The sequence below is a fragment of the Caulobacter sp. FV1ye6ST genome (genome assembly GCF_058681225.1).
In genome coordinates, this window is record NZ_CM178733.1 from 1407337 (window position 1) to 1421326 (window position 13990).

Consider the following 13990-nt stretch of genomic DNA (forward strand, 5'->3'; position numbering starts at 1 on the left):
GGTTCCTTCAAGGAAAAGCCGATGCTCGCCGCGCTGCTTCTGTCAGTTGTCGCCTCTGCCTGTCCTGTAGAACAAGCCCGATACGCCCTACGCACAGAGCCCACAGTATCCGCACGTTTCATGCGAGTGGAGAGCGGCGCGGAGTGGCCGCAAGGCTTGGCTCTGCGACTGGATTTCCACGGTTGCCGCGAATGGTTCCTGCCTTGGAACGGCGGTACGGACGGCCGGCAGAACGTATCATCTACGTTGGATCCAACCCGTCCGGGTTGGACGCCGCCCAGCCCGGATGGTGGCCCAAGGCCTCTGGGAGATTTTGAATATATCGGGCTTGATGAGACCTATCGTCTTCTGACGTCCGCGCCGAAGCGCGGAGAAACGGCGCCCGCGCACTTCCTGATTCCGCATCTGGACGACGCCCTGCGGCATCCACCAAGCGATCGCCCACGCGACAGCATTCCGAGACAGTTCTTCGATTTCGTCGCGTGCGAGCCGCTATAATTGGTCCCGGCTCTCGCCCGCGCTACAGGCCGGTATGAGACGATGTGAAGCACAGAGAGCGCCCCACTTCGCTGCGCTGTCCAGCCTCACTCCCTTGGACGCCAAGCCAGCACGTCGGCGCTGTGGCCAACCCCGGCCTTGGCGCACATCGACTTGACCGGGCACGCGCCGCACTTGGGGCTCTCGTGCGGGCACAGCATCTGGCCCAGGCCGCGCTTGAGCAGCCAGTGCAGCTCGAACAGGTCGTCGGCGGTCCAGGTGTCCGGCGCCAGGGCCATCAGGGTGTGGTAGGCCTGGGTCGTGTCGCCGGCGCCGACCAGGCCGACGCGCTTGGCCACGCGGTGGACGTGGGTGTCGACCACCAGGCTGCGCATGCCTAAGTCGCTGAAGTTAAGCACGCAGGCGGCGACCTTGACGCCCACGCCGGGCAGGGCCTGCAACTCCCAGCGGGCCTGGTCGACCTCCAGGGTTTTCAGGTGGTTCAGCGACAGCCAGCCGACCTTGGCCTCGATCATCTTCAGGGCGGTGGTCAGGTGGCGGGCCTTGTCGGCGGGGAAGGCGACGTCGTCGATGATCCGCGCCACCGCCGCGACCGGCGCTTGGGCCAGGTCCTCCCAGCACTTGAACTCTGACCGCAGGCGCAGGAAGGCCGCCCACGAGACGGCGTCCTGGGTCCGGCCGCTGATCGACGACTTCACCAGCTGCGAGATCGGGTCCATGCGCGCCACCGGCCGCTGCGGGCCGAACTCGCAGAGCAGGGCGTCGCGCACGCTTTCCAGCGGCGACCGCGCCAGGCCTAGGGACAGCTGCATGGGACCTCGCCGCGCAAGAACATAATGGGAACATTATGCGCGGCGAACGGTGTTGTCCACAGGCGACGTGTTAGCGGCGGTAGCGACCCCACAGCGCCGTTACGCGGCGGCGCAGACGCTGGAAGGCCACGCGCGCGGGCGTGGGCGCCGGGTCGGTCGCCGGGCGCTCTTCCTCGGGCAGGGCGATGCCGACGAAGTTCGCGATCAGGTCGCGAAGTTCGGGTTCCTGGACGGCGAGGGCGGCCTCGACCGGGGTCATCCAATCCAGCGTGCGCTGGCCCTTCTCCGGCCACGCCTCGAGTTCGCCGGTGATCTCCATCGGATAGACGTCGACCTTGACCAGCCGCGCCGCGCCGCTCTTCAGCTTCTTGAGGTACTCGTACTCGCCGATCGGCTGATCGTCGATCACGCCCACGAGGCCGGCCTCTTCATAGGCTTCCTGGGCGGCGGCGGCGTGGTCGGCCTTGTCCTTCATCGGCCAGCCCTTGGGGATCACCCAGCGGCGGGTCTCGCGCGACGAGACCAGCAGGACGCGCAGGGCGTCGCCCTCGCCCCGCCAGGGCAAGGCCGCGACCTGCCGGCGCTTGCCGCCGCCGCCCGGCTTGCCTGATCCCGTATCGCCACTCGCCCTTGCCACGTCACCCAATCCCAAGTTCGCGAACCGCGTAGTCCGCCTGTTCCGCGAATTCCAGCCACGCAGGATAGTGGCCCCTGTCGCCCGAGTCGTCGCGTTGAACGTTGGTGCGACAACTCGCGCGCGCTCCGCGTGCGGAGTCGCGTCGATGAATATCGTCTGTGAACGGATCGACTCCCCGGGGGCGAGGTGAAGACCACGCGCGGGCGCGGGTGTCAAATTCGTTCGTCAGTTTCGCCGAACAGGGGTCGCGCGCCGAGCCTCGCTGAGGCAGGATCGCGCCCGTTCACTGGGGATCGGAGCCGCGTCATGGCCTTTACGCTGACCGTTAACGGACAGACCCGCACGGCCGATGTCGACGCCGACACGCCCCTGCTGTGGGTGCTGCGCGACACGCTGGGCCTGGTCGGGGCCAAGTTCGGCTGCGGGGCGGCCCTGTGCGGGGCCTGCACGGTGCATCTGAATGGCGCGCCGGTCCGAGCCTGCGTCACGCCGGTCAGCCGGGTCGGCGAACGGGCGGTGACGACCATCGAGGGCGTCGGCAAGACTCCCGTCGGGGCCAAGGTCCAGGAGGCGTGGAAGGCGATCGACGTGCCCCAGTGCGGCTACTGCCAGGCGGGTCAGATCATGTCGGCCACGGCCCTGCTGACGGCCAAGCCCAAGCCGACCGACGCCGAGATCGAGGCGGCCATGAACGGCAACCTCTGCCGCTGCGCGACCTATCCGCGGGTCAAGAAGGCGATCAAGGCCGCGTCCGGCCAGGTGGAGGTTTGATCATGGACGGCGAACTCCCGCGCGATCCCACCCGCCGCTTCGTCCTGAAAAGCGGCGCGGCCGTCGGCGGCGGCCTGCTGCTGAGCTTCACCATGGCCAGCGAGGGTCGCGCGGCCGGCGGTCAGGTCAACGCCTATGTCCGTATCGCGCCGGACGGCAAGGTCACCATCGCCTCCAAGGTTCCGGAGGTTGGGCAGGGCATCAAGACGGCCCTGCCGATGCTGATCGCCGAGGAGCTGGACGTGGAGTGGTCGTCGGTGACGGTTGAGCAGGCCCTCGCCGACGCCAAGGTCTATGGCCGCCAGGTCGCCGGCGGCAGCATGGCCACCACGCTGGAATATGACGGCCTGCGCCGCGTCGGCGCGACCGTCCGGGCGCTGTTGATCCAGGCCGCCGCCACGCGCTGGAACGTGCCGGTCGAGAGCTGCTCGACCGAGCCGGGCGTTGTCATTTCAGGCGAGCACCGCGCGGGCTATGGCGAGCTGGTCGAAGCCGCCGCCGCCCTGACGCCGCCCGACCCCAAGACCCTGACCCTGAAGGACCCCAAGGCTTTCCGGATCATCGGCCAGAGCCACAAGAGCCAGAACCTCGACGCCATCACCACGGGTCAGCCGCTGTACGGGATCGACATCGTCGTGCCGGGCATGCTGTTCGCCACCTTCGTCAAGGCGCCGGTCTATGGGGCCAAGGTGGACAGCGTCGACCTCGCGCCGGCCAAGGCGGTGAAGGGCGTTCGCGACGCCTTCGTCATCGAGGGCGGGACCAATCTCAACGGACTGCTGCCCGGCGTGGCGGTGGTGGCCGACAGCTGGTGGGCGGCGCGCAAGGGCCGCAACGCCCTGGAGATCCAGTGGGCCGAGCATCCGACCGCCGCCCAGTCCAGCGCTGGCTTCGCCGCCAAGGCCGCCGAGCTGGCCAAGGCCCCGCCGCAACGCACCGACCGTTCGGACGGCGATGTCGACGCGGCCCTGAAGGGCGCGGCCAAGGTCGTGGCCGCGACCTATAGCTATCCCTTCATCGCCCACGCGCCGCTGGAGCCGCAGAACTGCACGGCCAGCGTCAAGGACGGCAAGGTCGAGATCTGGGCCCCGACCCAGAACCCGGAGCCGGGCCGCAAGCTGGTCGCCGCGGCCCTCAACGTGCCGGAAGAGGCGATCACCATCCATCTGATCCGCGCCGGCGGCGGTTTCGGCCGGCGGCTGAACAACGACTACATGGTCGAGGCCGCGGCGATCGCCGCCAAGGCCGGCGCGCCGGTCAAGCTGATCTGGACGCGCGAGGACGACACGCGCCACGACTTCTACCGTCCCGGCGCCTGGCACAACCTGACCGCCGGCCTCGACGCCTCGGGCAAGGTCACGGCCTGGAAGGATCACTTCGTCAGCTTCGGCGAGGGCGACAAGTTCGCGCCCAGCTGCGGCTTCAACGCCACCCAGTTCCCGTGCCGGGCGGTGGACAACTACCGTGTCGACGTCTCGGTCATGCCGCTGGGCATGCCGACCGGGCCGCTGCGGGCGCCGGGCAACAACGCCTTCGGCTTCGTGCTGCAGAGCTTCACCGACGAACTGGCCGTCGCCGCTGGCAAGGATCCGATCGCCTTCCGCCGCGAGCTGCTGGGCGAGCCGCGCCTGCTGGGCGAGCCGGGCAAGGGCGACAGCTTCCACACGGGCCGCATGCGCGGGGTTTTGGACCTCGTGGCCGAGAAGTCCGGCTGGGGTCGCAAGCTGCCCAAGGGTTCCGGCCTGGGCGTCTCCTGCCATTACAGCCATCTGGGCTATGTGGCGGTGGTCATGCAGGTGACGGTCAAGGACGGGGCGCTGAAGATCGACAAGGTCTGGGCCGCCGCCGATGTGGGCCGCCAGATCGTCAATCCGAACGGCGCCGAGCAGCAGATGCAGGGCTCGATCCTCGACGCCATCGGCTCGACCCTGCGCCAGGAGATCACCTTCGAGAACGGCGCGGCCAAGCAGGGCAATTTCAATACCTTCCCGCTTTTGCGTATGGTCGACGCGCCCGAGGTCGAGGTTCATTTCAAGCTGTCGGACAACAATCCGACGGGCCTGGGCGAGCCGGCCTATCCCCCGACGCCGGCTGCGCTGTGCAACGCCATCTTCGCGGCCACTGGCAAGCGCATCCGCGGCTTGCCGATCGGCGACCAACTGGCCTAGGACCGGGAGATACTCTTCAAGCGAGCGCCTTCATGTCCCAGGTCACCGTCGTCAGCCACCCGCTCGTCCAGCACAAGCTGACCAAGATGCGGGACAAGCAGACCTCGACCAAGACCTTCCGGACCCTGATGCGCGAGGTCGCGACGCTGATCTGCTATGAGATCACCCGCGACCTGCCGATGGATGCGGTCCAGATCGAGACCCCGGTCGCCCCGACCACGGCCTATGAGATCGCCGGCAAGAAGCTGGTCTTCGCCCCGATCCTGCGCGCGGGCCTGGGCATGTGCGAGGGGATGCTGGACTTGGTCCCGTCGGCGCGCGTGGCCCACATCGGCCTCTATCGCGACCACGAGACTCTGGAGGCGGTCGAGTACTATTTCAAGGCGCCGGAGGACATCGCCGGCCGCCTGGTCATCGTGGTCGACCCGATGCTGGCCACCGGCCACTCCGCCATCGCGGCGATCTCGCGCCTGAAGCAGGCGGGCGTGACCAATCTGCGTTTCGTCTGTCTGTTGGCGGCGCGGCCGGGCGTCGAGGCGCTGCAGGCCGCGCACCCCGACGTGCCGATCTGGACGGCCGCGATCGACGCGACCCTAAACGAGCACGGCTACATCGTGCCGGGCCTGGGCGACGCCGGCGACCGGACGTTCGGGACGCGCTGAGGAGCCGAAACCTCGCCCTTCGACAGGCTCAGGGTGAGGTTTCTACTGAGGGCGCTGAGTAGCCCTCACCCTGAGCCTGTCGAAGGGCGTGGGCGGGCCACTCGTCTCTACTTCTTGGCGTCCTTGACGGCGTCCTTCAGCTCGCCCTGCTTCAGGTTGCCGGCGACCTTGTCCTTCTTGCCTTCGCTCTTCAGGTCCTTGTCGCCGACGACCGTGCCCACGCCGGACTCGACCTTGCCGATCGTCTCCTGCTTGCGGCCGGCTTCCTTGTCGCAGGCGCTCAAGGTCGTCAGCGCGATCATCGAGACCAGGGCGAAGGCGAGGGGGCGTTGCAGGGTCATGGGTAAAGCTCCGTGTTGTCCGCAAGGAACGCGAACGGAGCCTTAGCGATCCAAGGCCTAGTTCGGCAGCGCCTTGACGAACGCCTTCACCACGCTCGCGGAATTGTCCGAGGCCAGGGCCATGAAGGTGTGCATCTCATTGGCGCCCGCGCCGCCGCCGGCCAGGTCCGAGAGGCTGCGGAAGGCGATGAACGGGGTCGCGTTGACCAGGGCCACATGGGCGACGGCCGCGCTTTCCATGTCCACGACGCGGGCCTCGAACGTGGCGCGCAGGTATTTGCGATAGCCGGCGTTGTCGAGGAACACCGGGGCCGAGACGCCGTTGCCGCCGACCACGACCTTGGGCGGATGCACCAGGCACTTGTCGGCCGAGCAGCGTTGCAGGGCGACCTCGGCGGCGACCTTGCGGGCGGTGGCCAGCAGGGCCGGATCGGCCGGGAACCACACGCGGGCCGGCGACGACAGGTCGGTCCCCGGCAGGATGATCGCGCGCGGATAGATCATGCCGTAGTTGGCGAGCGGGCTGTTGCGGATGCTGGACGAGACCTCGAAGCCCTTGTCGGTCTCGCGGGCGAAGGCGCTTTCCAGGTTCTGGGCCCACTGGTCGGCGACCACGACATCGCCGATGTCCAGGCCCTCGTCGACGCCGCCGGCGATGCCGGAGAAGACGATGCGGGTGATGTTGAAGCGGTCCAGCGCCATCTGGGTGGTCATGGCCGCGTTGACCATCGACACGCCACTGAGGAACACCACGACCGGCTTGCCCTCCAGCCTGCCGGTCACGAACCGGACGCCGTGGACGTCGAAGGTCTTCTGCTCGCTGGTCGCGGCGTTCAGCGCCCCGATCTCGGGCGGGAAGGCCGAGATCACCGCCACGCGGGGGGTTTCGTCCAATCTCTGCGCGAGGGCGGGCGAGCCGACGAGGAACAGGCAGGCCAGAATAAGGGCAGCCAAGGAAGGAAAGGAAGGGCGCATGGCGACTCCGAGGCGAAACAGCCTCTGCTTAGCCGTCCGGCCGCTCGGCCCCAAGCGCGCAGGCGCATTCCAGCTGGAAAGTCTTTCGAACGCCTCCAAAACCGCGTAGGCGGTTGGCGCGATGTCCAGACGCGTCCCCCTGATCTATGTCGCCGATGACGACGAGGCGACACTCGAGCTGGTCGAGGCCTATCTTGCCCGCGACGGGCTGGAGGTGGTGGGCTTTCCCGCCGCCGACCGGCTGATCGCGGCGATCCCTATGCGCCGGCCCGACGCGATCCTGCTGGACGTGCGGATCCCCGGCCAGAGCGGTCTCGACGCCCTCAGGGCGCTCAAGGACTCCGAGGCCGCCGACATCCCGGTGCTGATGCTGACCGGCGAGGGGCGCCTGGACCGCATCGTCCAGGCCATGCAGCTGGGCGCCAAGGGCTATGTGATGAAGCCGTTCGAAGGTCCCAAACTGGTCGCCGAAGTCCTGGCGGTGCTGGAGTCCGCCTGAGGTCAGCCGATCAGGCTTTTTAGCCAGGCCACGACCTCGCCGCACCAGGCCAGGAAGTTCTCGAACAGGCTGACCGGCTTGGGCGGAGAGGGCGGTTTGATCTCGACCGGCGTGAACCAGCTGGGCGCGGCCGGCGGGGCGCAGTTCATCCGCATGCCGACGCCCTTCAGATAGCCGCGCCGCACGCCCCCGGACTGGATCGCCTTGGCGATGGCCTTGTCGTGCTTGGCCGCGCCGGTCAGGCGACGGATCCAGCCGCGGAAGGGCAGCAGGTCGTGGGTCGTGTCGCGCACCCCGGCCACGCCGGCGCCGTAGGCCGCGTCGGCCACCTTCTTGCCGCGCGAACGATTGTCGGGCGGCGGGGCCTCGTCGAGGTCGGGACCCAGGGCGGCGTCTAGACGGCCGACCTCGGCGGCGATCGGCTCGCAGCGGGTCAGGCCCGTCAGGTCGTAGGGATCGATCACCGCGCGGGCCAGGACCGGCGGAATCGACTTCTGCTTGAGGTTCAGGTCCTCCAGCGGCGCGGTCGCGGCGTCGCGGAAGGTGTCGTGCTGTTGCAGCGTGCCCGGGTCGGTCTCGGCGAACGCGGGGTTGGCCAGGGTCAGCAACAGGAGGGCGGGGACCAGACGCATCACGGCCGCCGCACGATCTGACCGCCCTTCATGACGAAGACGACGTCCCTGGTCGCCTCGATCGTCTGGGTCGGGTCGCCCTTCACGGCCACGATGTCGGCCAGGTAGCCGGGCTTCAACTGACCCATATCATTGGCCCGGCCCAGCACCTTGGCGTCGACGGCCGTGGCGGCCAGCAGGGCCTGGGCGGGGCTCATGCCTTCCTTGACCAGCCAGACGAGCTCGCGGGCGTTGTCCCCGTGCTTGAAGACGCCCACGTCGCTGCCCATGCCGATGGTGACGCCGTTCTTCACGGCCAGCTTGAAGGCGCGCTCGGCGTTGTTCATCGCGGCCGTTGCCGGTGTCTTGCCGGCGATATAGCCGCCGAAATAGGTCGAGGTGCTCTCGACCGCCGTGAGGGTCGGGAAGAACACCACGCCCTTCTCGGCCATAAGCTTGAAGGTGGCGTCGCTGCCGCCGTAGCCGTGCTCGATGGTGTCCACGCCCGCCACGATCGCCCGACGCATGCCCTCGTCGCTGGAGGCGTGGGCCGAGACCGGCCGGCCGCTGGAATGGGCCGCGTCGACCAAAGCCTTCAATTCCTCGATCGAGAAGGTCGGCTGGGTGGAGCCGTCAGGTCCCACGCGGTAGTCGGCGTAGACCTTGATCCAGTCGGCGCCGGCTCCGGCCTGCTCGCGCACGGCCTTGATCACCTCGGGCACCCCGCTGGCCTCCTGGGCGCCCTGGGGCAGCTCGGCCTCGGGATTGTAATTCTTGCGGGCAGGGCCATAGGAGCCTGTGGCCACGATCGCCTTGGTCGCCACGAACAGGCGCGGACCCGGGATCAGGCCGTCGTTGATCGCCTTCTTCAGCGGAACGTCCGCCGCGCCGACACCTTCGGTTCCCAGGTCGCGCAGGGTGGTGAAGCCGGCCTCCAGCGTCGCCTTGGCCTGCACCGCCGCCCGCAGCGTGCGGTAGGTCGGGGTCTCCTTCAGCACCTGATCGTCCCACAGGGTCTCGTTGTAGGGATGCAGGAAGAGATGGCTGTGCAGGTCCATCAAGCCCGGGATCACCGTGGCGCCGGGAAGGTCGACGATCTCGGCGCCGGTCGCGTCTATCTGGCTCGCGGGGCCCATGGCGGCGATCTTGCCGTCCTTGACCAGCACGGCCCAGCCTTCGCGCGGCGGGCCGGCGTTCTCGGCGGTCCACACCCGGGCGGGCTTCAGCAGGATCGGCTGAGCGGCCGCCGCGAGGCCGGGCGCCCAAGGTGAGACCAGGATCAGGGCGAGAGCGGTGAGCAGACGGCGCATGGGACGACTCGCGATGGGACGCCGTGCAGCTAAGCCGAAATCGGCCCGGACGCCAAAGCGATCAGACGCCAAAGCGCAGATGGATCAGCGGGTAGGGGCGGCCCTGGCCGTCGGTCGCCGACCAGCCGGTCCGCTCAAAGCCCATGTGCTCGTAGAAGCCGAGGGCCTGGCTGTTCTGCTCGTTGACGTCGGTGGTCAGGACCGGGTGAACCGCCAGCGCGTAGTCGATCAACATGGCGCCGACGCCCGCTCCGCGATGTTGGGGATCGATGAACAGGGCTTCCATGTGGCTGCCTGCGATGAGCATGAAGCCGAGAGGCCGATCGCGGTCGTCTACGGCCAGCATTAGCGGCGCGGCGGGGAGAAAGTCCTCGACCTCGCGACCGAGCGCGGCGCGGTCCTCGGGGTTCAGGAAATCATGCGTGGCGTCGACGGCTGCGGCCCAGATCGCGACGACGCGATCGCCGTCCTCGGGCCGGGAAGGACGGAGCTTGATCATGGGCGGTGACTAACCCGTCGCCGCGTCGCGCGCCAGCCGATCGGCCGGATCCGACATATTTCGCGGCGCCCCTGATAAACTTGGCTTTGGGTCCCTATATGAGGATCAGTCGCCGTCGGGAGCGAACCGCATCGCGGTCAACGTTCGGGCTTGGCGACACTTGAGATTTCCCAAATGGACTGGCTCTTCCAGCTGTCGGCGGCCTGTGTTGTCGCCGCGGCGCTCATGCTTCCTGTTTTCCGCTTCTTCATCGCGACCCCGAGCCGCGCCCGCGCGCCCTACCGCTCGTCCAAGTCGACGCCGCGATGAAAACCTATTCAGGCACGCTGCCCTCGCCGCTCCGCGGACTCAACGATCCCCGCTCGACGGGCGGCCCGCCGCCCCTGAAGCGCGTGGACACGGTCGCGCAACGGGGCACTAAGACGTCCTAATCAGGATGTGTGATCCCCGGCGGCTGAACGTCCAATGACAAAGGGCAGGCGCTGATGCGCCGGCCCTTTTTCGTTAAGCCGTTCGAACCGATCAGATTTCCTGATTGTACTTGCCGACCCGGTCGCCCAGGCGCGGCTTGACCTCTTCGCGGAACAGCGCGCGCATGTCGTCTTCCGACTGGGTGCTCTCGACGACCACCACGACTTCCGGCTTGTTCGACGAGGCGCGGACCAGGACCCACGAGCCGTCTTCCAGGTGGACGCGCACGCCGTTGACCGTGATCACTTCGGTTATCTTGCGGCCCAGGATCGAGCCGCCGGCGGCGAACAGGTCCTGGTATTCCTTCACCACGTCGTCGACGACGCCGTACTTCACCTCGTCGCCGCATTTGGGGCTCATGGTCAGCGAGGTGAAGGCCACCGGCAGGGCCTTGCGCATGTCCGACAGCTTCAGGCCAGGATTGCGGTCCAGCATGGCCAGGATGGCGGCGGCGGCGGTCAGGCCGCAGTCATAGCCGTAGCCCAGCTCGCCGTTCATGAAGAAGTGGCCGCTCTTCTCGAAGCCGGCCAGGGCGCCCAGCTCGGCGCTCTTGCGCTTGATGTAGCTGTGGCCGGTCTTCCAGTAGATCACCTTGCAGCCGTGGGCGGCCAGGATCGGGTCGGTGGCGTAGAGGCCCGTGGACTTCACATCGACCACGAAGGTCGCGCCCGGATGGAGCGGGGCGAGATCACGGGCCAGCATCAGGCCGATCTTGTCGGCGAAGATCTCCTCGCCCTCGTCGTCGACCACGCCGCAGCGGTCGCCGTCGCCGTCGAAGCCGAAGGCCAGATCCGCCTTGGTCTCACGGACGGTGTGCGCCATCGCGTGCAGCATCTCGGCGTCTTCGGGGTTGGGATTGTACTTCGGGAAGTTGAAGTCGAGGTCGGTGTCCATCGGCACGACCTCGGCCACGCCCATCTTCCGCAGGGCCTCGACGACGAAGGCGCCGGCCGTGCCGTTGCCGCAGGCGGCCACGACCTTGAGGGGGCGGGTGATGCTGGCGCGCTTGGCGACGTCGTCGATATAGCGCTGAGCCTCGCCCTCCACGCGGATCAGCTTGCCGCCGTCGCGCTCGACGAACTGAGCACCGAGAACGATCGCCTTCAGGCGGCTCATCTCGTCTGGACCGAAGGTCAGGGGCTTCTGGGCGCCCATCTTCACGCCGGTCCAGCCGTTTTCGTTATGGCTGGCCGTGACCATGGCCACGCACGGGATGTCGAGGTCGAACTGGGCGAAATAGGCGGTCGGCGACAAGGCCAGGCCGATGTCGTGAACCTCGCAGCCAGCGCTGATCAGGCCCAGCATCAGGGCGTTCTTGATCGAGGTCGAATAGGAGCGGAAGTCGTGGCCGACCACGATCTTCGACTGGCCCCGCTCGTGGATATAGGTCCCCAGGCCCAGGCCCAGCGCCTGGACGCCCAGCAGGTTGATCTCGGGCCCGAACAGCCAGCGCGCGTCGTACTCGCGAAAGCCGGTCGCCTTGACCAGCGGCTCGTTCTCGTAGGCGGCGGTATTCGGGACGAGGTCGGCGCGGGGCGCGGAGAACATCGAAAGCTCGCTTCAGTTTAGGTGAGGTGGCTGTAGCCGCCCGCGGGCCGGGCGACTAGCACGTTCACATGACAAAGTTCGATAAAGTCGAATGTGACCTAGATCACGCCGGCGCGGAGCAGGTCGTGAACATGCAGCACGCCGACCGGGCGTCCCGCATCGACGACGAACAGCACGGTAATGCGGCGCTCGTTCATGACCTTCAGCGCCTCGGCGGCCAAAGCGCCAGGTGAAATGGTCAGCGGATGCTGGGTCATGACCTGACCGGCCGTGTGCTGAAGGAGGCCGTCCATGTGGCGGCGCAGGTCGCCGTCGGTGATCAGGCCGGTCAGCAAGCCCCCGCCGTCGACGACGCCGACCGCGCCGAAACGCTTCTCGCTCATCACCAGCAGGGCGTCGGGCATGGCCGCGTCGACGCCGATCAGCGGCAGCTCGTCATGCCCGTGCATCAGGTCGGCGACGGTGCGCAGCATGGCGCCCAGCTTGCCGCCCGGGTGGAAGACGCGGAAGTCGCTGGCGGTGAAGCCGCGCCGTTCCAGCAGGGCCACGGCCAGGGCGTCGCCCAGGGCGATCTGCAGGGTTGTGGACGTGGTCGGCGCATTGACCTCGGCCGTGGCTTCCGGAGCGTCGGGCAACAGCAGGACGATGTCGCCCCCGCGCCCCAGCTGGCTGCCTTCGAAGGCGGTCATGGCGATCAGCGGGATCGAGAACCGCTTGGCGTAGGCGATGAGATCGGACAGCTCCCGCGCCTCGCCGGACTTGGACAGCGCCAGGACCACGTCGTCGGACCCGATCATGCCGAGGTCGCCGTGCGAGGCCTCGGCGGGATGGACGAACATGGCCGAGGTCCCGGTCGAGGCCAGGGTGGCGGCGATCTTGCGGGCCACGTGGCCTGACTTGCCCATGCCGGTGCAGACGACCCGCCCCTTGGCGTTGAACACGGTCTCGACCGCCTGGACGAAAGTCTCGCCCAGCGACTCGGCCAGGCTGTTGAGCGCCTCGGCCTCGGCGCTCAGCACGCGGCGGCCGACCACGATGGCGTCGAAAGCGCTCATCGCGGGGTCGGGGGCGGGGGCTCCGCGGGGGGAGGAGCCTGAGTCGGCATCTGACCCACGGCCTCGACGGCCTTCTTGGCGGCTTCGTCGCGACGGATCGCGGCGTCCTTCTCCTTTTGGATCCGCGCCTTCATTTCGGGCGTCTGCTGCACGGGCGTGTGGCCAAACGGGCCCCAGGAGCGGTCGCCCTGGCCTTGCGGCCAGACGAGGGACAGGGCGATCAGCGCGGCGGCGACCAATCCCATCAGCGGCATGAAAAGGCGATCAGGCATGGCCCGCCTATAGCATGCGGCGCGGCTTGGGGGAGGGGGAACAGGACCCGCGCGGACGGATCGCGCTATGCTCGGTGCTTGACCCCGCGAGCGCGGGGCCTTAGCCCCGCGCCCCATACCTCCCGATCCGCGAAGGAAGCCGCCCGATGCCGACCCTCGTCCTGCTCCGCCATGGCCAGAGCCAGTGGAACCTGGAAAACCGCTTCACGGGCTGGGTCGACGTCGACCTGACCGCCGAGGGCGAGGCCCAGGCCAGGAAGGGCGGCGAACTGATCAAGGCCGCCGGCATAGAGATCGATCACGCCTTCACCTCGGTCCAGACCCGCGCCATCCGCACCGGCAACCTCGCCTTGGACGCCGCCAAGCAGAGCTTCGTGCCGGTGACCAAGGACTGGCGCCTGAACGAGCGCCACTACGGCGGCCTGACGGGCCTGAACAAGGCCGAGACCGCCGAGAAGCACGGCGTGGAGCAGGTGACCATCTGGCGTCGTTCCTACGACATCCCGCCGCCGGAACTGGCCCCGGGCGGCGAGTACGACTTCAGCAAGGACCGCCGCTACAAGGGCGCGGACCTGCCGTCGACCGAAAGCCTGGCGACCACCCTGGTCCGCGTTCTGCCCTACTGGGAAAGCGACATCGCTCCGCATCTGAAGGCGGGCGAGACCGTCCTGATCGCCGCCCACGGCAATTCGCTGCGCGCCATCGTCAAGCACCTGTTCAACGTGCCGGACGACAAGATCGTCGGGGTCGAGATTCCGACCGGCAACCCGTTGGTCATCGAGCTTGACGCCCATTTGAAACCGACCAGCGCGCGCTACCTGGACGAAGGCCGCGCCGAGGCGTTGCCCAGCGTCGGCTAAG

General features: G+C 68.1%; 16 protein-coding genes. 6 read left to right on the forward strand and 10 right to left on the reverse strand.

Annotation, left to right across the window (positions count from 1 at the left end):
• Positions 1-21 precede the first annotated feature (21 nt).
• Positions 22-498 (forward strand): hypothetical protein, encoded by a 477-nt coding sequence (locus ACW175_RS06815; protein ID WP_492103841.1) that lies wholly within the window; start codon positions 22-24, stop codon positions 496-498.
• 86 nt (positions 499-584) lie between these two features.
• Here the strand turns inward: ACW175_RS06815 and ACW175_RS06820 are convergent, their stop codons facing one another.
• On the reverse strand, positions 585-1310 hold the full coding sequence (locus ACW175_RS06820; RefSeq protein ID WP_492103842.1) for an endonuclease III domain-containing protein: 726 nt from the start codon (positions 1308-1310) through the stop codon (positions 585-587).
• A gap of 70 nt (positions 1311-1380) precedes the next feature.
• Positions 1381-1956 carry an NUDIX hydrolase gene (locus ACW175_RS06825; RefSeq protein WP_492103843.1) on the reverse strand — a complete coding sequence of 192 codons (576 nt, stop codon included), beginning with the start codon at positions 1954-1956 and terminating at the stop codon, positions 1381-1383.
• A 297-nt stretch (positions 1957-2253) separates the two neighbouring features.
• On the opposite strand from ACW175_RS06825, the gene ACW175_RS06830 reads away from it, so the two are divergent.
• Genes ACW175_RS06830 through upp form a run of 3 tightly spaced genes read left to right on the forward strand, consistent with a single transcriptional unit; the run spans position 2254 to position 5548 of the window.
• Positions 2254-2718: a (2Fe-2S)-binding protein gene (locus tag ACW175_RS06830; RefSeq protein WP_492103844.1), complete on the forward strand. Its 465-nt coding sequence runs from the start codon at positions 2254-2256 to the stop codon at positions 2716-2718.
• Between the two features lie 2 nt (positions 2719-2720).
• Positions 2721-4886, forward strand: a complete 2166-nt coding sequence (locus ACW175_RS06835; protein ID WP_492103845.1) for a xanthine dehydrogenase family protein molybdopterin-binding subunit — start codon at positions 2721-2723, stop codon at positions 4884-4886.
• 32 nt (positions 4887-4918) lie between these two features.
• A complete protein-coding gene (upp, locus tag ACW175_RS06840) occupies positions 4919-5548 on the forward strand; it encodes a uracil phosphoribosyltransferase (protein ID WP_492103846.1) in 630 nt (209 codons plus the stop codon).
• Positions 5549-5655: 107 nt separating this feature from the next.
• Here upp and ACW175_RS06845 read toward each other — a convergent pair whose 3' ends face one another.
• The gene (locus ACW175_RS06845) at positions 5656-5889 is read right to left on the reverse strand and encodes a CsbD family protein (RefSeq protein WP_492103847.1); all 234 of its coding nucleotides are present in this window, start codon (positions 5887-5889) and stop codon (positions 5656-5658) included.
• Positions 5890-5946: 57 nt separating this feature from the next.
• Entirely contained in the window at positions 5947-6864 is a 918-nt protein-coding gene (locus ACW175_RS06850) for a 5'-methylthioadenosine/S-adenosylhomocysteine nucleosidase (RefSeq protein ID WP_492103848.1), read from the reverse strand.
• A gap of 121 nt (positions 6865-6985) precedes the next feature.
• On the opposite strand from ACW175_RS06850, the gene ACW175_RS06855 reads away from it, so the two are divergent.
• Positions 6986-7363 carry a response regulator gene (locus ACW175_RS06855; protein ID WP_492103849.1) on the forward strand — a complete coding sequence of 126 codons (378 nt, stop codon included), beginning with the start codon at positions 6986-6988 and terminating at the stop codon, positions 7361-7363.
• Between the two features lie 2 nt (positions 7364-7365).
• On the opposite strand, the gene ACW175_RS06860 is transcribed toward ACW175_RS06855, so the two are convergent.
• The 6 genes from ACW175_RS06860 to ACW175_RS06885 form a co-directional block, all read right to left on the reverse strand.
• Entirely contained in the window at positions 7366-7995 is a 630-nt protein-coding gene (locus ACW175_RS06860; RefSeq protein ID WP_492103850.1) for a hypothetical protein, read from the reverse strand.
• Positions 7995-9284 (reverse strand): metal-dependent hydrolase family protein, encoded by a 1290-nt coding sequence (locus ACW175_RS06865; protein WP_492103851.1) that lies wholly within the window; start codon positions 9282-9284, stop codon positions 7995-7997. The genes ACW175_RS06860 and ACW175_RS06865 overlap by 1 nt, the downstream gene beginning before the upstream one ends.
• Before the next feature lie 61 nt (positions 9285-9345).
• A complete protein-coding gene (locus ACW175_RS06870; protein ID WP_492103852.1) occupies positions 9346-9783 on the reverse strand; it encodes an acetyltransferase in 438 nt (145 codons plus the stop codon).
• 522 nt (positions 9784-10305) lie between these two features.
• Positions 10306-11802, reverse strand: a complete 1497-nt coding sequence (locus ACW175_RS06875; protein WP_492103853.1) for a phosphomannomutase/phosphoglucomutase — start codon at positions 11800-11802, stop codon at positions 10306-10308.
• A gap of 98 nt (positions 11803-11900) precedes the next feature.
• Positions 11901-12857, reverse strand: a complete 957-nt coding sequence (locus tag ACW175_RS06880; protein ID WP_492103854.1) for a KpsF/GutQ family sugar-phosphate isomerase — start codon at positions 12855-12857, stop codon at positions 11901-11903.
• A complete protein-coding gene (locus tag ACW175_RS06885; protein ID WP_492104916.1) occupies positions 12854-13111 on the reverse strand; it encodes a hypothetical protein in 258 nt (85 codons plus the stop codon). The genes ACW175_RS06880 and ACW175_RS06885 overlap by 4 nt, the downstream gene beginning before the upstream one ends.
• 164 nt (positions 13112-13275) lie before the next feature.
• Here ACW175_RS06885 and gpmA point away from each other — a divergent pair, with 164 nt between their 5' ends.
• Positions 13276-13989: a 2,3-diphosphoglycerate-dependent phosphoglycerate mutase gene (gpmA, locus tag ACW175_RS06890; protein WP_492103855.1), complete on the forward strand. Its 714-nt coding sequence runs from the start codon at positions 13276-13278 to the stop codon at positions 13987-13989.
• The last annotated feature ends 1 nt before the right edge of the window (position 13990 follow it).